The organism is Acinetobacter apis (assembly GCF_900197575.1).
GTDB lineage: Bacteria > Pseudomonadota > Gammaproteobacteria > Pseudomonadales > Moraxellaceae > Acinetobacter > Acinetobacter apis.
Window position 1 is genome coordinate 130,527 of record NZ_FZLN01000004.1, and the last position, 26,047, is coordinate 156,573.

Here is a 26,047-nt window from a genome sequence, read left to right on the forward strand (position 1 = left end):
TGGCGAGGAGAGGGCTCCTCGCTGATAAACTGATTAGTGTTCAAGCGATTCTAAACGAATTCGAATCACTTCGCCATGTGTTGCAGGCAAAGCTTGAATTTTTGCAATGGCTTCATCCATTTTTGATTCAACAATTGGATCAGTCATGATCACAATAGGAATGCGGTTTTTCAAGCGCGGTTGCTGCAAGATGGCATCGATACTAATCCCTAAATGGCTTAAAATCGTGGTGACATCTGCAAGTACACCCGTTAAGTCTTCGACATTGATACGTAAATAATAACCGCTAGTAATTTCTTGACGCGGTAAAATTGGAATATCTTTGAGTGATTCAAATGCAAGCTGAGGAATAGTACCTGAACCATCTTCGGTATATGAAATATCACGCACTAAATCAATGATATCGGCAACTGCTGCAGATGCTGTTGGACCACCGCCTGCACCTGGACCATAATACATGGTTTGACCAACAGCACTTGCATTAACAGCAATCGCATTTTGTACGCCATTCACATTAGCAAGTGGTTGCTCTTTTGGAATTAAAGTTGGATGAACACGAAGTTCAATGCCTTTTTCAGCACGACGAGCAATACCTAAGTGTTTAATACGAAAGCCAAGTTCTTCTGCATATTGCACATCTTGTGCAGTAATTTTACTAATCCCTTCGGTATAAACTTTATCAAATTGCAGTGGAATACCAAAAGCAATTGAAGCTAAGAGGGTGAGCTTATGTGCAGCATCAATGCCTTCAACATCAAATGTTGGGTCTGCTTCAGCATAGCCCAGTTCTTGCGCTTCTTTGAGCACATCTTCAAATGGACGGCCTTTTTCACGCATTTCAGTTAAAATAAAATTGCCTGTGCCATTAATAATGCCGGCTAACCAATTAATACGGTTAGCAGCCAAACCTTCACGCATTACTTTAATAATTGGAATACCACCTGCCACAGCAGCTTCATATGCAATTTGTACAACATGTTGATCTGCTAGAGTAAACAGTTCATTGCCGTGTTCAGCGAGTAGGGCTTTGTTTGCCGTAACCACTTGTTTGCCATGCTTAATGGCTTCAATAATAATATCTTTTGCAGGATGTAGCCCACCGATCAGTTCAACCACAATATCAACATCAGGTTGACGAACGATTTCTAATAAATTATCGCTTTGCTGAATACCTTCTAAATTTAAATCAGGGCGTGGACGGCGTGTTCCGACGTGGGTAATTTGAATTTCTCGACCTGTGCGGCGTTTTATTTCTGTGGCATTTTCTTGTAATAATTGAAGTACTCCACCACCAACAGTACCAAGGCCAAGAATGGCCAAACGAACAGGTTTCACGTTACGCTCCAAAATTAATCTAACGATTGATTCTAGATCATAGCTAAAAAAAGAGCAGAGGTGTAGGTGAAGATCGTGCAATCTTCACCTATTTTTGAATTATTTTGCTAAGCGTTTGACAATATCGCCCACTGGTAAGTAGCCACCTAAGTATTGTCCATCTTGATTGTAGATGGCAGGCGTACCATTTACACCAACGTTAATACCCAATAAATATTGGTCTTTAACTGGGTTTTGACATTGTGCAGGTGCAATTGCATCGCCTTTAACCGCAGCGGCAAATGCAGCTTTACGGTCTTTGCTACACCATATGCTTTCCATGGTTGGCATGAATTGTTCGCCACGTGGCCATGCGATATAACGAACTTCAATGCCTTGGGCATTAATTTCAGGAATTGATTCATGCAATTTATGGCAGTATGGGCAACTGGCATCAGTAAACACATAAATGACGTGTTGTGTTTTACCCACTGCAGGATAAACAATCAGATCTTTGACATTCAGTGCTGCAAAATGTTTTTTGTTTTCGGCAGCTTGTAAGTTTTCACCAACGTTATATAGCTGTTTGTCGCCTAAACGTAAAATATCGCCTTGGAATACATATTTGCCATCAGCAGTGGCATAAATTGAAGGCATACCTTGTAAATTCACCCAATAAATATTGGGAACTTCGGTTTTTTTAATATCCGTGACTTTAATATTAATATTGGCTTTTTGCAGCTGTTCTTGGAACGTTGTCATTAAACGTTGCTTTTCGTTGCGCTCTAAAATTGGAGACGCTTCGCCAGTTGCAGGTGTTGTGGCGGTAAGTGCAGCATTTTTTTGTTGTTCTGATTTTTCTTTCGAACAGCCAGAAAATAAAGCAGCCATAGAAAGTGCACAAACAAGTACTGTTTTGTGAGAAGAAAAGGCCATAAAAACCCCTTAACGAATGAGTGATCGGGAAATAATGGATGTTAGCATAACAAAAAATGCATCAAGCCGTGTTGAATTTCATGTGTAACTCTGCAAACAGCATCAAGCCAGCTTAGCCTCTTGGGTGAAATTGCGCATGTAATTGCTGTAATCGAATTTGTGCTACATGAGTATAAATTTGTGTGGTAGACAAATCACTGTGTCCAAGTAACATTTGTACCACCCTTAAATCTGCACCATGATTAATTAAATGTGTTGCAAAGGCATGACGAAGGGTATGTGGCGACAGTTCTGCGGTAATATTGGCTTGAAGTGCATATTTTTTGATGGCATACCAAAAATTTTGTCGGCTCATCAATCCGCCATGTTGCGTTAAAAATACATAATCAATGGTTGAACGATATAAATGTGGTCTTGCTTCATTTAAGTATTTCTCAAGCCACATAATCGACGTTTGTCCCAATGGCACTAAACGTTCTTTATTGCCTTTGCCTAAAATACGTAAATAACCTTGTTTTAAATTTAAAAGCTCAATTCGCAGTTGAATCAGTTCTGTCACGCGAAGTCCACAGGCATATAAAACCTCTAACATGGCTCGATCTCGTAAACCAAGTGGGGTGGTCAGGTCAGGTGCATGAATTAAGGCGACAACATCAGCTTCACTTAAATCTTTGGGGAGGTTTCGTCCGAGTTTGGGGGTTTTATAAGAAGCAAGTGGATTATCGGTTCTTAATTTTTGTTCACGGAGAAATTTAAAAAAAGAACGCAGTGCTGACATCATTCGTGCAATTGAGCGCGGGCTTTTTTCTTGCTGATTCAATTTAATCAGTATGTCAGAGATATGCTCTTTGTTCCATGACGGCAGAGGGTCATGCTGTAGTTGTGCACATTGAATTAAATCTGATAAATAGGCATTTCGTGTATGTGCACTGACGGTTTGAGAGATTAAATAATCACGATAAGCAATTAAAAATGTATATTGCTTTGGAATATTGATAGGTGCAGGAATACGCGGTTTTTTGTTATTCATCATATTAAACGAGATAAATAAGAATGAATTTAATAGATTATTCAGCAAAAGTCGAACAAGGATTCACTTTTACATACATTTCGATTGTGTAAATTATTATCATTTATGTTTATAATCAAGGAAACGTTTTAGGGATTGATACAGTGCTATTATCAGAGTTAAAAGTCAAGCAAGCTGCTGTTATTAAAAAAGTTAATAGTCAGTCTTCGGCTGAAACACAAAGTGATTTGATTGCAAGCCGACTCGAGACTTTAGGTTTTATTCCTGGCGCAACAGTCAAAGTGATTGCGCGCGGTATTTTTGGGGGCGATCCGATGTTGATTCAAATAGGATTTACTCGTTTTGCACTGAGAAAAGCGGAATCTGAAAAGATTGAGATTATGCTTGAACAAGGATCAATTGCATGAGTGGTGAATTACGTATTGCACTCATCGGCAATCCGAACTGTGGTAAGACCTCTGTATTTAACCAATTGACAGGAACACGGCAAAAAGTAGGTAACTATGCTGGGGTAACCGTTGAACGTAAAGTTGGCTTTTTTAATTTACCTTCGGGTGATCGTGTTCGTGTTTTAGATTTACCAGGAACCTATAGTTTAAATGCCACCAGCTTAGATGAAGCGGTGACCCGTGACGTATGCTTGGGAAAAATTGAAGAAGAAGCACAGCAAGATGCATTTTTATGTATTGTTGATGCGACCAATTTAAGTTTACATTTGGGCCTAGTGCTTGAAGTGATTCAGCTTGGACGCCCTATTTTACTTGTATTGAATATGATGGATGAAGCACGCCGCCGTGGTATTCAAATCAATGCACAAAAGCTCTCTGAGCGTTTGGGCGTCACTGTGATTGAAAGCGTAGCAAAAAATACAGCAGGTGTTGAAACGCTTGTTAAAGCACTGGAACAAAAACGCTTTTCAGTGGCAGATTCAACACGCTCTACAGCATCACATCAACATGTACAGTCGATTGTCAATGATGTTGTGATTTATGCAGATCAAGAAGATAAACGTACTGAAGTCCTAGATCGAATTTTTCTTCATCCTGTATTGGGTTTAATCACGCTGACCTTGTTAATGTTTGTGGTTTTCCAAGCTGTATTTACTTGGGCAGAACCCTTTAAAGCGGTGATTGAAGGGGTATTTGAATGGGTAGGTGGTCAAGCTGGTGCATTCATTACTCATCCAATGCTGCATAGCCTAGTAGTCGACGGTATTATTACTGGTGCAGGCAGTGTGGTGGTATTTTTGCCACAGATTTTGATTCTATTCTTTTTTATTTTGATTTTAGAAGAAACTGGATATTTACCCCGTGCAGCATTCTTGCTTGATAAGCTCATGTATAAAGCGGGATTAAGTGGTCGTGCATTTATTCCGCTGTTATCCAGCTTTGCCTGTGCTGTACCCGGTATTATGGCCACCCGAAGTATTAGTGACTCAAGAGACCGCTTAGCAACGATTTTGGTTGCTCCTCTCATGACATGTTCAGCGCGGTTACCTGTATATGCATTATTAATTTCAGCATTTATTCCAAACCATCAAGTATTTGGATTTTTAAGTTTACAAGGTTTGGTGTTACTTGCGCTGTATATGGCAGGGATTGTGAGTGCACTTATTGTTGCGTCTATTATCAAATTGTTTCGTAAAGATAAATCGCAATATTCATTACTCATGGAATTACCAAGTTATCGCTTACCTAATTTAAAAAGTGTAGCGATTGGTTTATTAGACCGCGGTAAAATTTTCTTAAAGCGTGTGGGCGGAATTATTTTTGCGCTATCTATTTTGCTGTGGTTTTTAAGTACATTTCCGCAGCCACCGGAAAATGCGACCATGCCGGCAATTGACTATAGTTTTGCCGGGCAATTGGGGCACTTTATTCAACCTCTGTTTGCGCCCATTGGTTTTACTTGGCAGATCTGTGTTGCATTAATTCCTGCCATGGCAGCACGTGAAGTGGTGGTGGCAGCACTTGGAACAGTGTATGCCTTATCAGGTGCTGACGATGATGCAGTGGCGCAAGGCTTAACGCATTTAATTAGCTCGCCAGGGTCTGGGTGGTCTGTTGCAACAGGGCTCTCGCTTTTGGTATGGTTTATTTATGCACCACACTGTATCTCGACATTAGCAACTGTTCGCCGTGAAACAGGTTCATGGAAAATGGTTGCCTTTATGACAATTTATTTGTTTGGATTGGCGTATTTTTCAGCCTTCTTAACTTATCAAATTGCCTCACATTATTTTGGCTAAATGAAGGAGGCTAAAATGATCGAAGTGATTATTATTGCAGCATTGGTCATTTGGAGTGCATTGTATACATTCAAAAATGTATTTCCAAAATCTTCAGCACGTGTATTTACAGCACTGGCACAATTTGCAGAGCAACGCGGATTTCAAAAGTTGGCTGTTAAATTGCGCCCTGTTGCAGCAGCAGGCTGTGGCGGTGGCTGTGGTTGTGGGCCGAGTGCATCAACAAAAAAATCAGAGTCACCTGCTTCATCCGATGTGGTGAAAGCAGTGAAGTGGAAATAAACCATAAAACGTTCACGTAAAAGCCGCCTGAAAAGGCGGCTTTTACGTGAATAACACAAAAAAATAAAGCCGACTGTCATCTTATAAAAGTAATCCGAAAAACAAAATGCTAACATCAACCACGAAAAATAATCAGTTGGTGATTGGGGCATATATCGATGTTAATACAACGTGGTGGATTAAAAGTTGTCGCAGGGCTTGGGGTATCTGGCGTATCTGTTGTTCAGTTTTTACTTGAAAAAGGCTACCGTGTGGCTGTGACCGATTCAAGAGCAGTGCCACCAGGACATGATCAAATTCCACCAGACGTTGAAACCCATTTTGGTGCATTTAATCAGGCTTTATTACTTCGTGCTGAAGAAATTATTTTAAGCCCAGGTTTATCACCTAATACACCAGAAATCCATGCTGCTGCTCAGCAAGGAATTCCTGTGATTGGTGATATTCAATTATTACGCCGTGCTACAGATCTTCCAATAATTGCCATCACAGGTTCAAATGCCAAAAGTACAGTCACCACACTGGTTGATGAAATGCTACAGCAGGCGGGTAAGCAAGTTGCAGTTGGTGGTAATTTAGGACGTCCTGCACTTGATTTACTTAAAGACCAACCTGAGTTGATTGTACTTGAGTTGTCGAGTTTTCAACTTGAAACGACATCAAACTTACATGCACATGTTGCTGTGGTCTTGAACATGAGTGAAGATCATTTAGATCGACATGGTAATATGATGAACTATCACCAAGCCAAGCACCGTATTTTTCAAGGTGTGAAGCATGTGGTGTATAACCGTGATGACAGTTTGACACGTCCATTTGTCCCGGATGCAACGCCAATGAAAAGCTTTGGTTTGAATGCACCAGACATGAACCAATATGGTGTTTTAACAGATTTAGACGGCACCATTTGGCTAGCACGCGGTCGAGAGCGTTTGATTAAAAGTGCAGATTTATATATTCAAGGTACGCACAATGTCGCGAATGCTTTAGCATGCTTAGCGATAGGCGAATTTATTGGTATAGCAAAAGAGAGCATGTTAGCAACTTTAAAACAATTTAAAGGTTTGGCCCATCGCTGTGAATATGTCACAACCAAGGCCAATATTCGCTATTATAATGACTCAAAAGGGACCAATATTGGCGCATCGATTGCTGCAATTTTAGGGCTTGGACAAGCTATTCAGCATCAACAAGGTCAAGTGGTATTGATTTTGGGTGGTCAAGGCAAAGGACAAGACTTTAAGCTATTACGCCAAGCAATAGAGCAATATGTACGTACTGTGGTATTGATTGGGCAAGATGCTACACTGATTGCCGCAGCCATTGAAGGTTGTGCAGACATTCAATATGCTGAAACATTGCAACATGCGGTTACTGCCTGCCAAGCTGCAACTGAAGCAAATGATGTGGTGCTTTTATCACCTGCATGTGCAAGTTTTGATATGTTTAAAGGCTATGAAGATCGCGGGCAACAATTTGTTGCTTGTGTAGAGAAATTATAACGATGATCAATAAAAAAAATGGTGCCATAGTCGCCAATAAAACTGATTCAATCTCTAAAATCAATGCAGTGTATGACAAGATTGCAAACAGCTTGCCTGCAGAAATTACAGCAAGAAATGTGTTGGTGTTTTGCGTCTTTGCACTGTTAATTATTGGCTCAGTCATGGTGGCATCTGCTTCCATGCCTTATGCTGCAACCATGCAAAATGATCCATTTTATTTCATTGAACGACATGCCATTTCAATTGTTGTCGCAATGATTGCAGCTTTTGTAGTGTCAAAGTTTGCTTTAGAAATATGGTTTAAAAATATTTTCTTATTTTGGATTTTTACCATTGGTTTATTACTTCTTACGCTTGTAATAGGTACAGAAGTCAATGGCGCAAGGCGATGGATACGGCTTGCATTTTTTACGTTACAGCCTGCAGAAGTTGCAAAAATGGTGATGGCTATTTTTACAGCAGACTATGTGGTGAGACGTGCAAGTGAAGTCCGCCAAAGCGGTTGGGTTGGGTTGTCACGTTTAGCCTTGGTTATGTTTGTATCTATTATTCTTATTATTTTAGAGCCTGACTTTGGGTCTACAGCCGTGATTGTCATGATGATGGTAGGTGTGTTTTTCTTGGCAGGCGCACCCATTAAGCAGTTCATTGTGATGGGCGGTGTGATTGCCATGGCATTGGTTTCATTGATTGTTTTTGAGCCTTACCGTTTAGAGCGGTTAACCTCTTTTGCCAATCCGTGGGCAGACCCATTGGGTACAGGCTACCAATTGTCGAATGCATTGATGGCATTTGGACAAGGGGAGTGGTTTGGTGTGGGCTTGGGGCATAGCATGCAAAAAATGTCTTATTTACCTGAAGCACATACCGACTTCATGCTTGCTATTTTAGGTGAGGAGTTTGGTTTTTTTGGTATTGTCACTGTGCTGAGCCTTGAGTTTATGATGTTGGCATGCTGTATTAAAATTGGCTATCGTGCTTTAAAAAATAACTATTTAAGAGCAGGTTATTTAGCATATGGCATCAGTTTTATCTTTTTAATGCAAATTTTGGTCAATGCCGGAATGAACATGGGGATGTTACCCACCAAAGGTTTGACTTTGCCTTTTATCAGTTATGGTGGATCATCACTGATGATGTGTGCAGTGATGATTACATTGGTATTAAAGGTTGATGCTTCAACCAAAGCAGAAAACCCTGATCAAGAATTGTCTAACTTTTAGCGGTAAATTGCATCTAATGTGAGCTGCTGCGGAATGGCTTTAAAATCCCATGCTGCAACGGCTTGCTTAAGCATCAAGTGTGGTGAGTTCAGCTCAATAGACGGTTGACCTAAGGCAGACAGAGCATGAGCTAAAAGCTGAGGGGCTTGTTTGACATCAAGTGCTTCAGCCATATTCTGTTTTGAAAGCTTTTGACCATGCTCATTCATTGCAAGCGGCAAGTGCATATAATTTAATTGCGGATATTTTAAGCATTGCCCAAGCCAAATTTGTCGCTGCGTGTTATCCAGCAAATCTGCACCTCGGACCACATGGGTAATGCCTTGTAAGTAATCATCTACCACTACAGCAAGCTGATAATTGATAATGCCATCGCGTCTGAGCAAGACAAAATCACCCAAATCATGCTGTAAGTTGCTGCATTGAAGACCTTGTAATTGGTCATGAAAACAAATCAGTTGATCTTCGACTTTCAAACGAATTGCTTGATTTGCAAAGCCAAGGTTGAGATGGCGACAGTGACCTGCATAGATGGCATTTGAACCTAACATTTTTCGCGTGCATTGACAGGCATAGACCAAGCCTTGCTGCTGTAACGTATGGATGACTTGATGGTAAATATCAAGGCGGTCTTTTTGAAATAGAATGTCACCATCAATTTCAAATTCAAAAGCATCAAGACAATCAAGAATATGGCATTCGCTGTTGGGATAAATACGAGGAATATCTGTATCTTCAATCCGAACTAACCATTGGCCATGCTGAGACTTTGCTTCACAGTAACTTGCAACTGCTGTGATCAGTGAGCCAAAATGCAAAGGGCCGGTTGGCGAGGGCGCGAACCGACCGATATACTGTGACGATGGTGAAAAGGGTTCACCCATCGATTAACCTTTATTTTGTTTTTCTTTAATTTCAGCCAATGTTTTGCAATCAATACATAACGTTGCTGTTGGACGTGCTTCTAAACGGCGTAAACCGATATCAATACCACATGTTTCACAAAAGCCATAATCCACATTTTTAATTGCTTCTAATGACTGTTCGATTTTGCGAATCAGACGGCGTTCACGGTCACGTGTTCTCAGTTCAATTGCAAATTCTTCTTCTTGCGTCGCCCGATCGTTTACATCAGGTAATGCACTTGACTCATCTTGCATGGTGCTGAGCGTACGATCAACTTCAGACATTAAGTCATTTTTCCAAGCCACAAGAATTTTTCTGAAGTGTTCAAGCTGCTCATCAGACATGTACTCTTCATTTTTCTTTGGTTCATACGGCGCAAAACCAAAAAGACTTGCTGTTGAGCCAGGATTATCAATCGTTTTAGGCTTTGTCTTGCGACCACGTTTCGGTGCTTCGCCGTCAGGACTATTGGTTTGTTCATCTAAGACTTGGTTTAGAGTATCATTCGCCATACAGGGCATTCCTCATCATATACGTCAAAGCTACGTATGTATTACGGTGATATGCAGGTTTTTTATTATGTACCCTTGAAATGCAACCACCTGCAAGGGCTCGTCATCATAAAGACTTTTTGTCAAGTTGGATAGTCTTTATGTGAATAATATGGACTAACTCCATATATATGGCGAATTAAATTAATATAAATAGATAAAAATTAAAAGTTAATAGCCACAAATATTCAAATTTATTTTTTCTATCATAGATTCAACTCGAAAAATTTCAGTTTCTAAGCGCCCATCATCATATAAATTGAGGAGTCGATAGCCCGGTGTATCTTCATCTAAAGCGAAATCTTGACTTAATGGTTTAAATTGCACACACGTTGAAGGTACAGAAAAAATCGGAATATGCTTGAAATAAATCTCTGCTTCTTGATGTACATGACCATGAATTACAGCTTTCACATTCGGATATTTACACAAAATATTCATCAATTGATCAGTATTTTTTAAGCAGTGTTGATCAATCCATGCTGATTTCATTTCTAAAGGATGATGGTGACAACCAATTAAGATATGTTGATCTTGATGTTGTTTGAGTGCTTGTTCTAAATGATTTAATTGTTCTTCATCAATTAATCCATCTACTTTTCCAACCACTGCGCTGTCTAATAAAATGACACACCAACGGTCAAGAGAAATGACTGACAACTTACTTTTTTGTGGGTAAGGAAAACAGCTTGGATCATCATGATTCCCCGGAGTTTGATAAAAGGGAATATTTAAGCTGCCCATATAGTTTAAATAGCGCTGATAAGTGACAGGTTTTGGAACTTGTGCAACATCCCCAGTATGTAAAATCGTATCAATATGTTGGTGGCGTGACAAAATTTCATCAATAATTTGATGGAACGTACGTTCAGGATTGAGTTCAATAAAATTCTTATCAGGCAGATCCATCAGGTGAGTATCACTAATTTGAACAATCGTTTTCATAAGATCTAACTCTTTTAAATAGAGAAATCACTTGGCATGAAGCTGTTTTATATGTTGTTGTAACCATTGCAAAGCAATAATAACAGGAGCATTTGTAAGCGCATGTTGTGTAAATAGATCATCTAGTTCGTGATAGTGAAATAGATGTACTTTAATATTTTCCCCTTCATCTTCTAAACCAAAAATACTGCCATCTTTTGGAAGTTCAGCTTGTGCTGTGTAAAGATGAAAAATTTCATTTGAACCGCCAGCTGACGGGAAAAAAGTAAACAGGTGTTTTAAATCTCGAATTTCACAGCCTGTTTCTTCTACACTTTCTCGGTATAAACATGCTTCTGGAGATTCATCCCCATCTAATAAGCCTGCCACAACTTCTAAATGCCAAGGAGTTTGTGAAAGATAATCCACTGCACCCACACGAAATTGTTCGATCAGTAAAAAACGTTGTTCTTCATCGTTATATACCAAGACCCCAGCTGCTTGTTTACGTAAAACAATTTCTCGGTCAACAACGGCTGAATATTGATCCCCATCAAATAAACGGTACTTGAGTTGTACTTTTTCAAGATGAACAAACCCTTTATAGAGTGTTTCCCGTTTTAAAATTTCAATATCTTCATGCGTATAACGTTTTTTAACCATTACTTTTCGGTGGTTGTTTAAGCAGATGAGATTATGCTATCTGAGTTAAGTTGGTTAATAAATATTTAATTTATAGACTTATGTGATAGTTCTCACATAAAAAAATTTTATTATTAAATGGTACAAAATATAATTTTATAGAGCTTGGTCTTAAGACAAAAAAAGATGACTTGTTTTCCAAGTCATCTGTTGTGATAGACAAAATGCAGGTTAATTCATGTCTTCATGAGCAATTTGTCGAACATGATGGCTGATTTTCATAGAGCAAAATTGTGGACCACACATTGAGCAAAAATGTGCTGATTTATGTGCATCTTTAGGCAATGTTTCATCATGCATTGCACGCGCAGTGTCAGGGTCTAAGCTTAAATTAAACTGATCATCCCAACGAAATTCAAAGCGTGCTTTTGATAATGCATTATCACGGACTTGAGCACCCGGATGTCCTTTGGCCAAATCTGCTGCATGTGCTGCAATTTTATAGGCAATAATGCCATCTTTGACATCTTTTTTATTGGGTAAACCCAAATGTTCTTTTGGGGTCACATAACAGAGCATTGCTGTGCCATACCAACCGATCATGGCAGCACCAATGGCTGAGGTAATATGATCATAACCCGGTGCAATATCTGTAGTGAGAGGTCCGAGTGTATAAAATGGAGCTTCTTGACATACTTCAAGTTGTAAATCCATATTTTCTTTAATCATATGCATGGGTACATGACCCGGTCCTTCAATCATCACTTGTACATCATGTGCCCATGCCCGATGTGTAAGTTCGCCCAATGTTTTTAGTTCACTAAACTGTGCAGCATCATTGGCATCTTGAATGCAGCCCGGTCGTAAGCCATCGCCTAAACTAAAACTGATGTCATAAGCTTTCATGATTTCGCAAATGTCATCAAAATGAGTATATAGGAAGTTTTCACATTGATGGCTTAAACACCACTGCGCCATAATTGAACCACCACGAGAGACAATGCCTGTCAAACGATTTGCAGTGAGCGGAATATAATCACGTAATACTCCAGCATGAATAGTGAAGTAATCTACGCCTTGTTCTGCTTGTTCGATTAAAGTGTCTTTAAAGATTTCCCAATTGAGATCTTCAGCAATACCATTGACCTTTTCAAGTGCTTGATAAATAGGTACTGTTCCAATTGGCACAGGTGAATTACGAATAACCCATTCACGGGTCTCATGAATATTTTTACCTGTTGACAAATCCATAATGGTATCTGCCCCCCAGCGTGTTGCCCAAGTCATTTTTGCTACTTCATCATCAATAGAAGAACTGAGTGCTGAGTTACCAATGTTGGCATTAATTTTTACCAAGAAATTACGTCCAATAATCATGGGTTCACTTTCAGGGTGATTAATGTTGGCAGGAATAATGGCACGACCTGCAGCCACTTCTTGGCGAACAAATTCGGGGGTAATTTCAGCAGGGCGATGACGACTAAAATTTTGACCTTGATGTTGGTGTTGATTCATTTCATGCTGTTGGCGTTGGTTTTCGCGAATGGCAATGAATTCCATTTCTTGAGTAATCATGCCTTGCTTTGCATAATGCATTTGCGTGACATTACTGCCTAATTTTGCACGTCTTGGTTTAACAATATGCTGAAAACGAATATCTTCAGTACGGATATCTTTGGCACGTTGCTGACCAAAAATTGAACTTAAACCGTCAAGCTGTTCTGTATCTTGGCGTTCAGCAATCCATGCACTACGACAAGAAGGCAAGCCTTGATTTAAATCGATAGTTACAGTTGGGTCAGTATAAACGCCTGATGTGTCATAGACCAAAATAGCAGCATTTTCCCCGCCACCTAGACCTTCTGGAGTGTCAGAAAGGGCAATTTGACGCATTGGAACACGAATATCAGGACGTGAGCCTTGAATATAGACTTTGTGAGATGCAGGTAATATACGTGTTAAATCTTTTGCATCTTGTTCATGCTGGAATTGTATTTTTGAGTGATTCGTTAATTGGTTCATGACTGTGATCCTAATGATAATCAACGAATCAAGCACAACCAAAAACAAAGACTTTTATGTCACATGACATAAAGGCAGACCGCAGTTTGAGGGTGGCTTGATTCCTACGCAGGTGTTAACCTGATCAGGTTCAACGGTACTCACCCTTAAGATAAACTCAGGTGATCTCAGCGAGTTATTACTCGCGCTCCGTCAAGCTCTAGCCCAAGAGTAGCATGTTTTATTTCAAAATGTTAAAGCAGAAATATTATTTTTGTGGAGACACCGAGGTCACGCCACCAATATGGGTCACACAAATAGAATCACTAAAACAATCACGATTAATGTGGGTGCTATCAAGTGCAAGCGGGTCATATAAACCGATATATTGGTCTAGCTGACGCATATTTTTAATATTCTGTTGACTTTTAGCACGTGTTTCAACGGGACTGAGCGTAACAGGAATATTTTGATTTCTTTCACTCAGTGGTAAGTGAATAAATTTTAAAAATTTAATCGCTTGCTGCGTCAAAACACTTTGACTTTGATTGGCAGCAATGGCTTTAATTTCTTGTAAGGCTTCTGGGTGAATACTGTCTTCATTTTCATAGTTGGTTGAGATTGGCATGTTGGCCAAGCCATGAAATAAAAATCCAGCATATGCCAATTGCAAGCGACGTGCATCTTCAATAAACATACTGTTTGGGTATGTTGAGGTATAGTTTTCCCAAAATTGAGCACGATCTGCAATTTCTGACCAAGATAAGTTAAATGTATTATCTGAAACAGCCGGCTGCTGATTTTGTTCCGCCAAATGCGTGATAAAAATTTGCTCTGCTTTAGGTAAAAACGGCGCAAATATATCTTTTAGGTAGTCAGGTTTGCGGCGATAAGTCCATTCATGCCCACCTGCATTATAAATTTCATAATACGATTGACCTTGATACTTTAATAAGTACTGATCTCTTAAACTGGTTCTAGCAGCCTGTTGAATACGGGTTGGTGAGTAAATATCAGTATTGGATAAGAGCTTTTGAAAATTGGCTTCTTGCTCAGAAGTTCGATTCATATCTGCAGACAAAAAGCGCTGATACATGGCAGTTGATGCATAAAGTAATAAGACACGGTCATCCATGGCCAAATGCGGTAAACACTGTGTGATATGAAAATTAATCTGATCAAGCATGACAACTGTACTATGACTATTGATTTGCTGAATCTGATCTCTTAATGAATCACATGTGTCTTTTGCTAAAGGCAAAATATGTTCAGAATGTTGATCATTTCGATCTATAGGCAAAGGCAATTTATAACAGCTTGTCGAAAATAAACCGATGACCACAGATAAAATAATGACCTTGCTTTTCATATAGCGATGCGTCATATATTCCAGTCAATTGATGTACTTAATGGATATATACTCATTATGCATGCCTTTATTATTTTAGACTGTAAAGGAATGACGACTTTTAGTTAAGAGAATCAACACGAATTTACATTTCACTCAATTGGTAATAAAACTCCTATATTCTACATACCTACAGCTTTGTTATATTGAGCGCAAATCTAGGCAGATATTTATGTCATAATTTTGTCAAAACAAAATGGTTAAATCTCTCTGCTGCATCATACATCTCAATATTTTGGAGATCACCTTGAGCTTGAAAAATCCGATGTTAGCTCATCATATATCATCGCAGTTTAATGAAGACCTACAAGAAGTAAATACTAAGTTTATGTCGCTTGGTGGGTTGTTAGAGCAGCAAGTGGCGGATGCAATTCATGCCTTACTTGATGCCAACATTACATTGGCTTTAGAAGTTCAAGAAAAAGAAAATATTGTTAACCGCTTTGAAACAGAAATTGATGAAAGTTTAACAATTATTTTAGCGCGTCGTCATCCTGCAGCAATTGATTTACGTATGGTGATTGCCATGAGTAAAGCCAATACAGACTTAGAGCGAATTGGGGATGAATCAAACAAAATTGCAAGCATTGCTAAAGAGCTGTGTGAAGCAGATGGCAGCACACGCGGATTTATGGAAGCACGCCATATTGGTAATCAAGTCCGAGTCATGTTACATGAAGCATTAGATGCTTTTGCACGTTTAGATGCAGAGCAAGCGTTAAGAGTGTTACGTGCAGATGCCGATACCGACCGAGAATATCAGTCTGCAACACGTACTTTAATGACTTATATGATAGAAGATCCAAGAAAAATATCACAAGTGATTCAAGTACTTTGGGTACTTCGTTCTTTAGAGCGCATTGGGGATCATGCTCGCAATATTGCAGAGCAAGTGATTTATATTGTGAAAGGTTTTGATGTAAGACATACCAGTATTGATGAAGTTGAACAAAAAATTCACCGTATTGATTAAGGTCATCACCAGTTAAAAAGCAATCATCTTATGTTTAAAGATCATTGATATACTTTTCTTTAGACAAAAAAAGATCCCAAACCTTGGGGGAGATTTGGGATTAATATAGATGATTGCTTTTTGTTATTGTTATAATTTCAGGAAGTGCAATCTGCTTCTCTATGTGTACATAATAATGCGTGAATTGACTTAAGTCATGACAAGTCTTGTAAAAGGTTGTGTGTTTCTATTACAAGTTTGTAATATTAGGTTATTTCGGTCAAAAAATGTTAGGTAATATGGAAATTATACGACCTAACAATTCATTTTTCTAGACTATTCTGGCTTCCAACCTTCTGCTTTTTCAATAGAGTGGTCATTTGAGAAGAATTTTTCACGCTGTTCTTCCAAAAATTGCTTTGCTTCAGGCTCAAAAACATTCAATCTTTTTTCATTAATCAATGTTGTTTGATACTGTAACCACTCTTGCCATGCTTGTTTTGACACGCTTTGTAAATACTCTTGTCCTTTAATGCCGGGAAAAGGAGGGAAATCTAAAGCATCCATATTTTGTTGATACTTTCGGCAAAATACTTGGTTTGACATATTAAATTCCTTTGGGTTAGGCATAAAGTGCATTGATACGTTGGTGTGCACGTTCAATTGCAGCTTGTACTTGAGCCGGTGCAGTGCCACCAATATGGTTACGGGCGTGAACAGATGCTTCAAGAGTTAATGCTTGATCAAATACATCTTGGCCAATTAAATCCGAGAATTGTTGTAATTGCTCTAAGCTGAGTTCAGACAAGTCTTTATCTTCATTGACGGCCAATGCCACAGCTTTACCAACAATTTCATGTGCATCACGAAAAGCAGTTCCTTTTTTAACCAAGTAGTCTGCAAGATCTGTTGCAGTTGAGAAGCCACGTAATGCAGCTTCACGCATGATTTCTTGATGAGGAACCAATGCAGGAACCATGTCTGCAAATGCCATTAAGCTGCCACGAACGGTATCGATGGCATCAAATAAAGGCTCTTTATCTTCTTGATTGTCTTTATTGTAAGCCAAAGGTTGGCCCTTCATCAGCGTCAATAGGCTCATTAAATCACCAAAGACACGGCCTGACTTACCACGTACCAATTCAGGAACATCAGGGTTTTTCTTTTGCGGCATAATAGATGAGCCTGTGCAAAAGCGATCAGGAATTTGTACAAATTTAAATTGTGCAGATGTCCATAAAATCAATTCTTCCGACATACGTGATAAATGCATCATAATTAATGCAGCAGCAGCATTGAACTCAATTGCAAAATCACGATCTGATACGCCATCTAATGAGTTTTCAGTCACTTCATCAAAGCCAAGCAGCTCGGCTGTGTAGTGTCGATCAATTGGATATGTGGTGCCTGCAAGGGCAGCAGAACCAAGCGGTAAGCGATTTACACGTTTACGGCAATCTTTTAAACGTTCAGTGTCACGAACGAGCATTTCAAACCAAGCCAATAAGTGATGACCAAAAGTGACAGGCTGAGCAGTTTGTAAGTGGGTGAAGCCAGGCATAATGGTGTCAGTATGCTGAGCAGCTAAACTGAGTAAACCCAGTTGTAGTTTTTTTAAAATTGTTAAGATGTCATCAATTTCATCACGTAAATATAAACGAATATCTGTGGCAACTTGGTCATTTCGGCTACGTCCAGTATGCAGCTTTTTGCCGGTAATTCCGATGCGTTCTGTCAAACTTGATTCGATATTCATATGAACATCTTCGAGTTCAACACGCCATACAAATTGACCTGCTTCAATTTCCGCTTGAATAGTTGTTAAACCTTGAATAATCTGGTCACGTTCAATTTCTGTTAACACGCCTACTTTACATAGCATTGTGGCATGTGCAATCGAGCCTGCAATATCTTGCTTATAAAAGCGTTGGTCAAATTGAACAGATGCTGTAAATTCAGCGACGAATGCATCCGTTGCTTCGGTAAAACGTCCACCCCACATGCCAGAGGTTTGAGATTGCGAATCTGGAATATTTGAAGATGTGGCCATAGTTACTCCGTATTGTTGTCATGTAAATGCTGAATGATCTTTAAAAACAGTAGGCTTGTAGTATTTTGAATGGGTCAAATCATTTTAGCAGATTTATGTTTTCTACTCATACCTAGAAAGCATATCTATGTCGTATCTAAAGGTGAAAACTTGTATTATTCAGTGATATGTATAATTTATAAGCACCATAGTCATTCTTATCAAGTTTTATTTCTGCGTTATACTACACACTTATGGCAAGCTGTATGCGGAATAAAACCCATACAAAAATATAGTTCATATCAAATTTGAGGCAAGTTAAAAAATCCTGCTTGCAATTTTTTATAAGATGTTTAGTTTAAAGCATCAAGAAAGAGTGGCTTTGAGAATTTATGAGTACATTAAAAATTGCAACACGTAAAAGCCCATTGGCGTTATGGCAAGCTGAACATATCAAAGCAAAACTTGAAACCTTGCATGCTGGGCTAAAAGTTGAGCTAGTGACCTTTGTCACACAAGGGGATAAAATCTTAGATACGCCATTGGCAAAAATTGGTGGGAAAGGGCTCTTTGTAAAAGAGCTTGAAAATGCGTTATTGGATGGCAGAGCCGATTTGGCTGTTCACTCAATGAAAGATGTACCTATGCGTTTACCTGAAGGATTAGATTTACCGATTATCTGTGAACGAGAAAATCCATTTGATGCATTTGTTTCAAATAACCATGAAAGCTTTATCGATTTGCCACAAGGCGCTGTGATTGGCACATCAAGCTTACGCCGTAAAAGCCAAATTTTGCATTACCGCCCTGACCTTGTTATTAAAGACTTACGTGGCAATGTGGGAACGCGTTTGGGTAAACTGGATGCAGGCGAATATGATGGTATTGTTTTGGCTTGTGCAGGACTAGAGCGCTTAGGTTTAGCTGAGCGAATTCGTCATTCTATTGACCCTGTGATTAGTTTGCCTGCAGTTGGACAAGGTGCATTGGGTTTAGAGTGCCGATCAGATGATGCACATGTTTTAGCATTAATTGAACCATTACGTCATTTTGAAACCGAAGTATGTGTCCGTGCTGAACGTGCTTTTAATGCTTATTTAGAGGGTGGTTGCCAAATTCCTATCGCAGGTTATGCCACATTACAAGGCCATCAGTTAACTATGCAAGGTCGTGTCGGTAGTACAGACGGTCAAACATTACTTAAAGCTGAACGCATTGATGTCTCTGAACATGCAACCCAACTTGGTGAGCAGTTGGCACAAGACTTACTTGAGCTTGGTGCTCAGCCTTTGCTTGACGCACTGCATTCATAGATGTTGTTTATTAATACGCGCCCAAGTGATCGGGCGCAGCAATTAACCACCAAGTTAAAAGAAACAGGCATTCAAGTGCTTGATCTACCGCTTCTTGAATTGTCTACATTGCCTTTAGATGAGGCATTGATAAAACTGTTTTTATCATTGCCGAGTGCAGAGGTGATTGTGGTGGTTAGCCCAACCGCAGCTGATATTGGACTTGCATATTTAAAAGCATGCCATATTTCATTGTCTTTGCTTAGTCATATTCATTGGATTGCTGTAGGTGAAAAAACAGCAGCGGTGTTAAAGAAAGCGGGGCTCAATCCCTATGTGCCTGAAGTTGAAACTTCTGAAGGCATGCTAGATATACCTGTGCTGCAACAACATGCTACTCATCATGTGGCATTTTGGCGCGGGATAGGTGGGCGACAATTTATGATGCAACATTTGGCATCAAAAGGGTTACAAATTAGTAACTTTTTATTATATCAACGTGCTTTACCTGTATCGACGCAACAAAAACTACTACAAAACTATGCTGAAATTCAAATGTATCAGCCTAATATCTATGTCTGTATTAGCAGTGAAGCAAGCTGGTTAAATTGGAAATCAATCTGTCATCATCATCTCTCGTTCATACAAGACTGCTATTATGTAGCGCTTGGAGCACGTTTGACCACGCTACTGATGGCAGAAGTTGATCCAACGCATGTTTATGAAATTGAAAACTTGCATGCAACAACAATCAGTCAGGTCATGGTCAAGGGTCAGAAGCGCGTATGAAAAAGTTATGGATTGGACTTTTATGTTTATCAATACTCTGGATTGCTAAGTTAACCTATGATCAGCAACAGTATACCCAGCGGCTTGATGTCTTGGAGCGCCAAGCCACCAAAGTTGAACAAAATGCAGATAATATCAATGATCAATTGATTGCTTTTCAGCGGAAAGTACAGCCGCTCACTCAGCAAGCAGATCAAGGACAAATGAATTTAGCTGTGCCTTCACAAGCTGAACAACATCTTATTTCTGACCAGCATATGGCCATTAATCCAATTGTTTTAATTCAGCAACAACTCGACTTAATTCAATTTGCATTACAGCAAAAGCAAACGGTCTATGCTTTAGAGCGATTACAGCTTTTATCAGAAAAAGTTTTAAATTATGACTTTGCACCTGCATTAAGAGAAAGTGTTTATACCTCGTTGCTGCAAGACCAACAAAATATCAGTCAATTTAATCTACAGCATAGCATTCAAGTTAAACATGCTTACCGTACTTTGCGTTCACTCGACCAATTATTAAATCAGCTCATGAAGAAAAACACATTAAGTTATTCACCTAATGATGATCATAAGCACAGCGGCTTTAGTTGGTTTAGTTTACAGCCAAGCAGTCAAGCTAAAACCAATTTAATGGGGCAGTCTATTGTGATTAAAGAGGCGCAATTAAGATTGATCATTGCCAAGCAAATGATTGATGCAGGGCAATACAGTGAATACCGCTATGCCTTAGATGATATTTTAGCGTTGTGCCATCAATCACCGATGTTAAATAAAAAAGAAGTACTCGCTTTAATTCAGCAAGCAAAGAATATTCCTTTGTATGACCCACCAAAACTCCATACTTTTGCATTACTGAAATAGTTATTGTTATGAAAAAAATCTTAAGTGCATATGCATTGGTCTTAACCACATTGGTTCTGACATGTTTACTGTTTAGTTATGGCAGTGGACTTGGGTATGTCTATTTGTTTTTTCGAGGCTGGGAATTGCAGACCAATGTCTTGGTATTGGTCATTTTATTATGTACAGCAAGTCTGTTATTTCAAGTGGTGTGGTATTTGGCTAAACGTTATTTGTCACGTCGTCATCGCAGAACACAGCAAGTCATTTCATTTGAGACATTGCATCCTTATGAGAAATTAGCAGTACTTTGGTTACTTGATGCTGATATTGAAAAAGAACAAATGATTCAAGATATTTTTTCTCAATCTGCATTACTAGATACCTTAATTAAAGCATCTTTTTTACGCAAAAAAGGTGAGTATGACGCCGTATATCCTTTGCTCGAACAAACGCCTCCTGCAGCTTATGAGCTTGCTGAGTTGCATTATATTGAAACGCTTATCTTAGACCATCAGCAAGATCAGGCACTTTTGCGTTTAGAAAAACTGTCTAATCACCAACCTGCATCATGGCTACTAAGCTTACAGCATGGTTATACGCAGTATATTGCAAAGTTGTGGGGACAATTTGCCATACAATTTCCTTGGGCATACTTGAATGCAACAACCTATGGAAATTTAACGCCAGAAGATAATCATCAATGGTTAATCACCATTTTACAAACTTTTGATCATGCATCAACTGAAGAAAGGGATCAGTTAAAAGCACGTTATCTTGGTTTAGAACAGCAGATGGCGGAAGCGGTGTATTCAAATAAAGTATTGTGGCTAAAAATTCTAGCTCGTTTTCCTGAATTGGCGATCGAACATGAATTATTAGTCACCCATTTATTAGAAGACCGTTTTGATCAAGATGTCTTTTTTATGTGGTTTGAGCAAAAAATACTTTGTGAACATCCAAATTATGCGGATATAGAGCAACAAATTGAAATTTGGCAAGATCGTTATATGCCAATGCCGGTATTTAGCTTCACCAAGTACTGTGTATATGAGGCAACAGGACGAATTAATGATGCAAACAGCATTTTAAAAGAATTTCCTAACCACGTCCTCATGAATTATCTAAGAATCAAAGCCAATATAAAAAATGATAATCATTTAGTTGAACAGCTCAATCAAATATTCGAAACAGATACTAAGTTTCTAAAAATTAATATTTAGTATTAATATTTTTTTAAAATAAATTAATTTAAATAAAACTACTACAAATGTACGAAATAGCTTACAAAGTATTATAAATATAATAACTAATATCACAGCCTAAATGGTTATTATTAATCAAATAAAGATTCAGTTTATATAAGATAAAATCAATCAAATTAATAAGTGGATTTGTTTTTTGAATTAACTTGATCTTTAAATTAAATACAAACTGATATACTTATTAATAATTATTTATTATGATGAGTGAAATTTAATTTTTAATTTTTTAATTGGGTGGATTATATGAAAGATATTAGTATTAATGAACTAACGGTCGATGAATTAAAACGTTTACAACAAGAAGCTGAAGCATTAATCAGTTCTAAAAAAGAAAAGGCTATTTATGATGCCTATCATAAGGTCATGGAAATCGCAGCGTCATTAGAGCTATCTATTGAAGAACTTTTAGAATATGGTTCACAAAAGCGTAAAACCACGACACGTAAAGCGGTTGAGCCAAGATACCGCAACATCAACAACCCAGAAGAAACTTGGACTGGTCGTGGTAAACAACCGCGTTGGTTAGTTGCAGAGTTAAAAAAAGGCGCTCAATTGGAAGACTTTATAATTTAATTAATCTGCAAAAATGTTCATTTATTATTTTAAAGGCTTTGATTAAAATCAGCGCAATTATTATAAACTGTACAGACCAGTACGCATATAAATAGTTATGATAATACAGATCTGTACGTTTATAAGGTTAATGTAGTTTTATTTTTTATTATTGGGGTGGTTGGTGTTTGATTTAAATAAAACCAATTTAATAATACTGAACATTGTTTTGGCTTTTTAGAAAAATGAGTGAAATAAATATGAAGTGGACATTACAAGCTATTTCGAGTGAGCTAGACAATCAAAACTTCGAGATTATAGACAGCACTGTTCTAGTTGGTCGACATCAGAACTGTAACTTGGTTTTGCAGTCATCGAAAATTTCACGTAAGCATGCAGCGTTTCATATTAAAGACCAACAATTGTGGCTAGAAGATTTGCAATCATCTAATGGTACTTTTATCAATGAGATTCAAATTGACAGACCTACACAGCTTGAATCTGATGATGTCATTCAATTTGCTGATTTGCAGTTTCGTGTATTGGCATCCAATGAATCTACAACGTATGCTAACGAAGACACACAAAATGCAGACGTCAATGATGTAGCTCATGAGTCAACACATCAACAGCCTGCACAGTCGAACGATGCATCTGTAGAGCAGAAACAATCTGTTGTGAAAGATCATGCAACTGAAGTGCAAGAAACGCCTTCCAAAGCCCCGCAACAGTCTTCCCGTATGGTTGGTATAGTAATATTTGTTGTTGCTATTATTATTGCTTTTGTGGTCTGGTCTATGAGTAAGTAATTTAAGTGATGTAAAAAAGTATGCTGAGGCATACTTTTTTTATGCCTAAAAAGAGGCAACTCAGTATGAAACAGCCCATTTATGCGGTGAAATAGCGTGGTGTTCTTGAATATGATTTGCTATCTTAGATCACAAGAATCAATTTTGTTAATTAGCACTGGCTAAATCATAGTGTTCTTACAAGTAAATTTGTTGATCAATTGGATGGGTAGAGCATGCAACTACATAGAATTCTTCGATGGCGTCACTCATAAATTCACTTAATTCATTTAATTAAATTTATGAGATCTCTACATCATGCAACGTACAAACTTTGAAAAATTAGTTGAGCAAGGCTACAACACCATTCCAGTTTATCGCCAACGTTTGGCGGACACAGAAACCCCTTTATCCGTATATGCCAGATTAGATGATGAATCTGTGCCTTCTTATTTGTTTGAATCTGTTGAAGGCGGAGAAAATTGGGCGCGCTATTCCATGATTGGTTTGGGTGAGTCGACCATTTTTTCTTTCAATGCAGGCGTTTTGACGGTAAAAGACCCACAAGGTCATATTCACCATGAAGAAGGTGTAGACCCTTTTGATTATATCCGTCAATTTCAAGCACAATTTCATGTACCAAACCATGAAGAAATTGAAGGGCTTCCACACTTTACAGGCGGGCTAGTTGGTTATTTTGGCTATGATGCAGTACGTTATATAGAGCCTAAGCTTCAAAATATACCAACAGATGATCCGGTGGGCTTGCCTGATATTTGGATGATGCTATCAAAAACCGTCATTGTATTTGATAATTTAAAAGATACGCTCTACCTTGTTGTACATGCGGATATACAAGCTGGTGATGACTATGACTCGGCACAGCAAAAGCTTGATGAAATCGAAGCTTATCTAAGCCGACCTGCAGTATTAACAGCCAAGCCGCACACTGCACCTCAATTTACTTCTCTGACGGGTGAAGATGCCTATAAAGCATCTATTGAAGTTGTCAAAGAATATATTCGTGCAGGGGATGTCATGCAGGTGGTCCCAGGCCATCGAATGGTGTCTTATTTTGACGGTAATGCATTACAAGTATATCGTGCATTAAGACATTTAAACCCATCACCTTATTTGTTTTTAGTTCAAGGGTACACTTTAGAGAATAATAAACCTTTCCAAATAGTAGGTTCATCACCTGAAATTTTATCACGGCTTGAAAACGGCATTGCAACTGTCAGACCATTGGCAGGAACACGCCCACGTGGTCAAAGTAAAGCAGAAGACTTGGCATTAGAACAAGATTTGCTCTCAGATGAAAAAGAAATTGCTGAACACTTAATGTTGATCGACCTTGGCCGTAATGATGTGGGTCGTGTATCAAAGGTTGGAAAGGTCAAAGTGACGGATAAGATGGTCATTGAACGTTATTCTCATGTGATGCACATTGTGTCAAATGTTGAGGGTGAGGTGAAAGAGGGGGTTGATGCTTTAGATGTATTCAAAGCCACTTTCCCCGCTGGTACGTTATCAGGTGCACCAAAAATTCGTGCAATGGAAATTATTGATGAAATCGAGCCTGTGAAGCGTGGTGTATTTGGTGGCGCAGTGGGATATTTAGGTTGGGATGGTAAAATGGACATGTCTATTGCTATTCGAACAGGCGTTATTCGTGAACAACAGTTCTTTGTGCAAGCAGGTGCAGGTCTTGTTGCTGACTCAAATCCTGATTCAGAATGGAATGAAACCCAAATAAAAGCTCGCGCAGTGATCAAGGCGGTTGAATTATCATCAACTGGGCTGATTTTATAAGTTTTTTTTAAAATATATGGAAAAATCACTTGCAACATTTGCAAGTTTTGCTAAACTGCACACCGTTCCGATACGAAACGTACGAAACAATATGAAACGCCGACATAGCTCAGTTGGTAGAGCAACTGACTTGTAATCAGTAGGTCCTCAGTTCGAATCCGAGTGTCGGCACCAATCATATGTTTCATGATGTTTTAAAAGGAACTGCACTACCAATGCAGTGCGATATGGTGAGGTTCCCGAGCGGTCAAAGGGGGCGGACTGTAACTCCGCTACGAAAGTTTCGAAGGTTCGAATCCTTCCCTCACCACCATATATACTTCGGATGAAGTGGTTGGTTTAAAACCAATATGCGGGAGTAGCTCAGTTGGTAGAGCGGCAGCCTTCCAAGCTGCATGTCGCGAGTTCGACCCTCGTCTCCCGCTCCATCGAAGCTATCGCTCTTATAGCTCAGTGGTAGAGCACTCCCTTGGTAAGGGAGAGGTCTCGAGTTCAAATCTCGATAAGAGCTCCAGATTCTAGAAAAAATAGTTTAAGTGATTTAATCACAGTTTTTAAAAAAGCAGGCTTATTAGTCTGCTTTTAAAGTATTGGGTGTTTGTGTTTTTACAAACATGTCGATATGCTGAATTCATCAGTTTTTTGTTCAATGTGAACGAGGAAGTCATCATGGCTAAAGCTAAGTTTGAACGTAATAAGCCACACGTAAACGTGGGAACAATTGGTCACGTCGACCATGGTAAAACAACACTAACT

Annotated in this window: 24 protein-coding genes, 4 tRNA genes, 1 pseudogene and 1 riboswitch; of the genes and pseudogenes, 18 read left to right on the forward strand and 11 right to left on the reverse strand. The window is 38.8% G+C overall.

The features are described 5' to 3' along the window. Nucleotides 1–33: 33 nt before the first annotated feature. The 3 genes from CFY84_RS10030 to xerD form a co-directional block, all read right to left on the reverse strand. Nucleotides 34–1,335 (reverse strand): homoserine dehydrogenase, encoded by a 1,302-nt coding sequence (locus tag CFY84_RS10030; protein ID WP_088824213.1) that lies wholly within the window; start codon nucleotides 1,333–1,335, stop codon nucleotides 34–36. A 99-nt stretch (nucleotides 1,336–1,434) separates the two neighbouring features. Further along, nucleotides 1,435–2,250, reverse strand: a complete 816-nt coding sequence (locus tag CFY84_RS10035) for a DsbC family protein (protein WP_088824214.1) — start codon at nucleotides 2,248–2,250, stop codon at nucleotides 1,435–1,437. A 112-nt stretch (nucleotides 2,251–2,362) separates the two neighbouring features. Continuing rightward, complete coding sequence (gene xerD / locus CFY84_RS10040) at nucleotides 2,363–3,280, reverse strand: site-specific tyrosine recombinase XerD (RefSeq protein ID WP_088824215.1); 918 nt, start codon at nucleotides 3,278–3,280, stop codon at nucleotides 2,363–2,365. Nucleotides 3,281–3,423: 143 nt separating this feature from the next. On the opposite strand from xerD, the gene CFY84_RS10045 reads away from it, so the two are divergent. The 5 genes from CFY84_RS10045 to ftsW all read left to right on the forward strand — a co-directional run bounded on the left by CFY84_RS10045 (nucleotide 3,424) and on the right by ftsW (nucleotide 8,538). Then, on the forward strand, nucleotides 3,424–3,687 hold the full coding sequence (locus tag CFY84_RS10045; RefSeq protein WP_088824216.1) for a FeoA family protein: 264 nt from the start codon (nucleotides 3,424–3,426) through the stop codon (nucleotides 3,685–3,687). Beyond that, on the forward strand, nucleotides 3,684–5,528 hold the full coding sequence (gene feoB, locus CFY84_RS10050) for a ferrous iron transport protein B (RefSeq protein ID WP_088824217.1): 1,845 nt from the start codon (nucleotides 3,684–3,686) through the stop codon (nucleotides 5,526–5,528). Before CFY84_RS10045 ends, feoB begins: the two co-directional genes overlap by 4 nt. Next, a complete protein-coding gene (locus tag CFY84_RS10055) occupies nucleotides 5,529–5,810 on the forward strand; it encodes a DUF6587 family protein (RefSeq protein ID WP_322852951.1) in 282 nt (93 codons plus the stop codon). Nucleotides 5,811–5,968: 158 nt separating this feature from the next. Further along, nucleotides 5,969–7,312: a UDP-N-acetylmuramoyl-L-alanine--D-glutamate ligase gene (gene murD, locus CFY84_RS10060; protein WP_088824219.1), complete on the forward strand. Its 1,344-nt coding sequence runs from the start codon at nucleotides 5,969–5,971 to the stop codon at nucleotides 7,310–7,312. A gap of 2 nt (nucleotides 7,313–7,314) precedes the next feature. Continuing rightward, nucleotides 7,315–8,538: a putative lipid II flippase FtsW gene (ftsW, locus tag CFY84_RS10065; protein WP_088824220.1), complete on the forward strand. Its 1,224-nt coding sequence runs from the start codon at nucleotides 7,315–7,317 to the stop codon at nucleotides 8,536–8,538. Here the strand turns inward: ftsW and gluQRS are convergent. From gluQRS to CFY84_RS10095, 6 genes and pseudogenes are all read right to left on the reverse strand, one after another. After that, complete coding sequence (gluQRS, locus tag CFY84_RS10070) at nucleotides 8,535–9,422, reverse strand: tRNA glutamyl-Q(34) synthetase GluQRS (RefSeq protein ID WP_088824221.1); 888 nt, start codon at nucleotides 9,420–9,422, stop codon at nucleotides 8,535–8,537. The two genes, ftsW and gluQRS, sit on opposite strands and share 4 nt — an antisense overlap. 3 nt (nucleotides 9,423–9,425) lie before the next feature. Further along, nucleotides 9,426–9,956: an RNA polymerase-binding protein DksA gene (gene dksA, locus CFY84_RS10075; RefSeq protein WP_088824222.1), complete on the reverse strand. Its 531-nt coding sequence runs from the start codon at nucleotides 9,954–9,956 to the stop codon at nucleotides 9,426–9,428. Nucleotides 9,957–10,166: 210 nt separating this feature from the next. Then, nucleotides 10,167–10,940 carry a 3',5'-cyclic-AMP phosphodiesterase gene (gene cpdA / locus CFY84_RS10080; protein WP_088824223.1) on the reverse strand — a complete coding sequence of 258 codons (774 nt, stop codon included), beginning with the start codon at nucleotides 10,938–10,940 and terminating at the stop codon, nucleotides 10,167–10,169. A 27-nt stretch (nucleotides 10,941–10,967) separates the two neighbouring features. Further along, nucleotides 10,968–11,582, reverse strand: a complete 615-nt coding sequence (locus tag CFY84_RS10085; RefSeq protein WP_088824224.1) for an NUDIX domain-containing protein — start codon at nucleotides 11,580–11,582, stop codon at nucleotides 10,968–10,970. Nucleotides 11,583–11,795: 213 nt separating this feature from the next. Beyond that, nucleotides 11,796–13,583, reverse strand: a pseudogene (gene thiC / locus CFY84_RS10090) (phosphomethylpyrimidine synthase ThiC); the annotation flags it as partial. Between the two features lie 84 nt (nucleotides 13,584–13,667). Next, a riboswitch (TPP riboswitch) is annotated at nucleotides 13,668–13,785 on the reverse strand. A gap of 45 nt (nucleotides 13,786–13,830) precedes the next feature. Continuing rightward, a complete protein-coding gene (locus CFY84_RS10095; RefSeq protein ID WP_143218785.1) occupies nucleotides 13,831–14,931 on the reverse strand; it encodes a hypothetical protein in 1,101 nt (366 codons plus the stop codon). A gap of 286 nt (nucleotides 14,932–15,217) precedes the next feature. Here CFY84_RS10095 and phoU point away from each other — a divergent pair, with 286 nt between their 5' ends. Next, nucleotides 15,218–15,943 (forward strand): phosphate signaling complex protein PhoU, encoded by a 726-nt coding sequence (gene phoU, locus CFY84_RS10100; RefSeq protein ID WP_088824227.1) that lies wholly within the window; start codon nucleotides 15,218–15,220, stop codon nucleotides 15,941–15,943. Nucleotides 15,944–16,258: 315 nt separating this feature from the next. Here phoU and CFY84_RS10105 read toward each other — a convergent pair whose 3' ends face one another. Next, complete coding sequence (locus tag CFY84_RS10105) at nucleotides 16,259–16,528, reverse strand: oxidative damage protection protein (protein ID WP_088824228.1); 270 nt, start codon at nucleotides 16,526–16,528, stop codon at nucleotides 16,259–16,261. A gap of 16 nt (nucleotides 16,529–16,544) precedes the next feature. Then, nucleotides 16,545–17,972 (reverse strand): argininosuccinate lyase, encoded by a 1,428-nt coding sequence (gene argH / locus CFY84_RS10110; protein WP_088824229.1) that lies wholly within the window; start codon nucleotides 17,970–17,972, stop codon nucleotides 16,545–16,547. Nucleotides 17,973–18,343: 371 nt separating this feature from the next. Between argH and hemC the strand changes: the two genes are divergently transcribed. The 12 genes from hemC to CFY84_RS10170 form a co-directional block, all read left to right on the forward strand. Beyond that, entirely contained in the window at nucleotides 18,344–19,264 is a 921-nt protein-coding gene (gene hemC, locus CFY84_RS10115) for a hydroxymethylbilane synthase (protein WP_088824230.1), read from the forward strand. Further along, complete coding sequence (locus tag CFY84_RS10120; RefSeq protein ID WP_088824231.1) at nucleotides 19,265–20,032, forward strand: uroporphyrinogen-III synthase; 768 nt, start codon at nucleotides 19,265–19,267, stop codon at nucleotides 20,030–20,032. Further along, nucleotides 20,029–20,895, forward strand: a complete 867-nt coding sequence (locus CFY84_RS10125) for a hypothetical protein (protein WP_088824232.1) — start codon at nucleotides 20,029–20,031, stop codon at nucleotides 20,893–20,895. The genes CFY84_RS10120 and CFY84_RS10125 overlap by 4 nt, the downstream gene beginning before the upstream one ends. Before the next feature lie 8 nt (nucleotides 20,896–20,903). After that, a complete protein-coding gene (locus tag CFY84_RS10130) occupies nucleotides 20,904–22,097 on the forward strand; it encodes a heme biosynthesis protein HemY (protein WP_088824233.1) in 1,194 nt (397 codons plus the stop codon). Nucleotides 22,098–22,382: 285 nt separating this feature from the next. After that, on the forward strand, nucleotides 22,383–22,712 hold the full coding sequence (locus tag CFY84_RS10135; RefSeq protein ID WP_088824234.1) for an H-NS histone family protein: 330 nt from the start codon (nucleotides 22,383–22,385) through the stop codon (nucleotides 22,710–22,712). Nucleotides 22,713–22,951: 239 nt separating this feature from the next. Further along, nucleotides 22,952–23,500: an FHA domain-containing protein gene (locus CFY84_RS10140; protein ID WP_171289076.1), complete on the forward strand. Its 549-nt coding sequence runs from the start codon at nucleotides 22,952–22,954 to the stop codon at nucleotides 23,498–23,500. Between the two features lie 297 nt (nucleotides 23,501–23,797). Further along, nucleotides 23,798–25,291 (forward strand): anthranilate synthase component I, encoded by a 1,494-nt coding sequence (trpE, locus tag CFY84_RS10145; protein WP_088824236.1) that lies wholly within the window; start codon nucleotides 23,798–23,800, stop codon nucleotides 25,289–25,291. Between the two features lie 98 nt (nucleotides 25,292–25,389). Continuing rightward, nucleotides 25,390–25,465, forward strand: a tRNA-Thr gene (locus tag CFY84_RS10150). A 55-nt stretch (nucleotides 25,466–25,520) separates the two neighbouring features. After that, nucleotides 25,521–25,604 (forward strand) — tRNA-Tyr (locus CFY84_RS10155). Between the two features lie 39 nt (nucleotides 25,605–25,643). Beyond that, nucleotides 25,644–25,719: transfer RNA gene (locus CFY84_RS10160), tRNA-Gly, on the forward strand. An 11-nt stretch (nucleotides 25,720–25,730) separates the two neighbouring features. Then, nucleotides 25,731–25,805 (forward strand) — tRNA-Thr (locus CFY84_RS10165). A gap of 155 nt (nucleotides 25,806–25,960) precedes the next feature. After that, the coding region (locus CFY84_RS10170) for a GTP-binding protein (RefSeq protein ID WP_001029592.1) at nucleotides 25,961–26,047 on the forward strand (87 nt) is incomplete at its 3' end.